Here is a 1,942-nt window from a genome sequence, read left to right as displayed (position 1 = left end):
GAGCAGGGAGCAGGGAGCAGGGAGCAGGGAGCAGGGAGCAGGGAGCAGGGAGCAGGGAGCAGGGAGCAGGGAGAAATTTCTTCCTCCGAACTCCGAACTCCGAATTCCTGACTCCGAACTCCGAACTCCGAACTCCGAACTCCGAATTCCTGACTCTTACAAATATCCGTTTTCTGCTAGGAATGTGGTTGTAATTTCCTCATGTTGATGGTGATTATTTCCAGGAGTTAGGAATTTTTCTACGTATTTACCCAGGATGTCTCCTTCTAAATTTACCCAACTTCCTGCTACTAAATGACTGAGATTGGTTTCGCTGTAGGTCAGGGGAATGACGGCGACTGTAAATTGAGATGATTCTGATTTGTATGCAGCGACGGTGAGGCTGATACCATTGACGGCAATGCTACCTTTAGGAACTATATAACGTGCGATCGCTTCTGGGGCAACAAAGGTCATTTCCCACGAACTGGCTGTTTGTTCAGATGTTATTAACTGACCAATTCCATCTACATGACCCATGACAAAATGACCGCCGACTTTACCACCTACCCGCAGGGATGTTTCTAAGTTGACGTATTTTTGTTGTGTCTCTTCTTTACCCAATGTGGTGCGGCGGAGGGTTTCTGGTGAAGCGGTGGCAATAAACCCATCTTTTAAGATTTCTTCAACTGTCAGACACACGCCATCTACTGCCACACTATCACCATAGGCTAAGTCTTGAATGATCATCGGTGACTGATTAAGATAACTAATCTGCCACAAATTTCCCCTTACGGGTTTTATCGTTCCTAAACCTTGAACTAATCCTGTAAACACAGCTTTTCCAAAACTAATTTTATTTATTCCCTAATTTTGGCGGAAATTAACTAATAATTCTCGGAAAAAATGTAAAGCTTTCCCATTTTAATTTCTTTCCCAATTTTGGCAAATGAATATTAACATATTAGCATCAATCCCCAGACATACTTGAATCGGAGGATTAAAGAAGGATAAAATATGAAAGATAAATAAATTAGTTGTTAGGATGGTGTGAAATTAGTTTATGTATACCTAATTGTTAGGACACCACAGCAACAGTCAAATAACCATTAAAAATTCCTAAAAAGCTGGTTTAGTCTGCTTTTTTTAATTTTTAATTCTTAATTTTTAATTTGATGAAGAGTGTATTATCTGTTACAGATTTCCAGGCGATTAAAGAATTTTAGAGGCTGAACCAATGATAGAAATGAAAGTCGCTGGTATAGCATTAGATGCGATCACCCGCAGCCCAATTGTACTTTTGAAGGATGGTTCAGATCGTCGCGCCTTGCCTATTTATATAGGTCAAGAACAGGCAAGAGCAATTATGGGGGCAATGGAAAATCAAAAGCCGCCTCGACCTTTAACCCACGATTTGATTGTGAATATGCTAGAAACATGGAATATGACTTTGGATAAAGTTATTATTCATACCTTGCAAAAAGATACTTTTTATGCGGCGTTGATTCTTCAGCAAGGGGATGTCAAAAAAGAAATTGATGCTCGTCCGAGTGATGCGATCGCTATAGCTCTCCGTACAAATACTCCCATCTGGGTCATGGAAGAAGTAGTGGCTGATGCGTCTATTCCCGTAGATCGTGATGCTGATGAGGCGGATCAGGAAGCTTTCCGGGAATTTATTTCTAATCTCCGTCCTGAAGATCTAATCAAGCGGTTTGGGAATGGTGACTAGACTAAGGTTAGGAGTCAGGAGGAATCTTGACTCAACATGATTCAGAATTTTGTTGGGTTTCCCTGGGTCAACCCAACCTACATTTTTTTAACAGCACGGGGTTAATTGCCATACAAACACAAATTATAAAATACTTCTTTAGATAGATTTTTTAATCATAATTATTTTCTAAGCTTCTTAGCTGTGGCATTGCACTGATGTAAAAATTAAAAATTCCTCAATCACGAAGTA

At 40.2% G+C, this 1,942-nt stretch carries 2 protein-coding genes; one reads left to right on the top strand and one right to left on the bottom strand.

Annotation, left to right across the window (positions count from 1 at the left end; all coding sequences use genetic code 11):
- Positions 1-156: 156 nt before the first annotated feature.
- Positions 157-816: a riboflavin synthase gene (locus CA730_RS02055; protein ID WP_096663341.1), complete on the bottom strand. Its 660-nt coding sequence runs from the start codon at positions 814-816 to the stop codon at positions 157-159.
- Between the two features lie 400 nt (positions 817-1,216).
- Between CA730_RS02055 and CA730_RS02050 the strand changes: the two genes are divergently transcribed.
- A complete protein-coding gene (locus CA730_RS02050; RefSeq protein WP_096663338.1) occupies positions 1,217-1,711 on the top strand; it encodes a bifunctional nuclease family protein in 495 nt (164 codons plus the stop codon).
- Positions 1,712-1,942: the final 231 nt, after the last annotated feature.

Source organism: Dolichospermum compactum NIES-806 (assembly GCF_002368115.1).
GTDB classification, from domain to species: Bacteria; Cyanobacteriota; Cyanobacteriia; order Cyanobacteriales; family Nostocaceae; genus Dolichospermum; species Dolichospermum compactum.
Note: the sequence above shows the minus strand (reverse complement) of the source record. Positions and strands in the feature narration are given on the sequence as shown.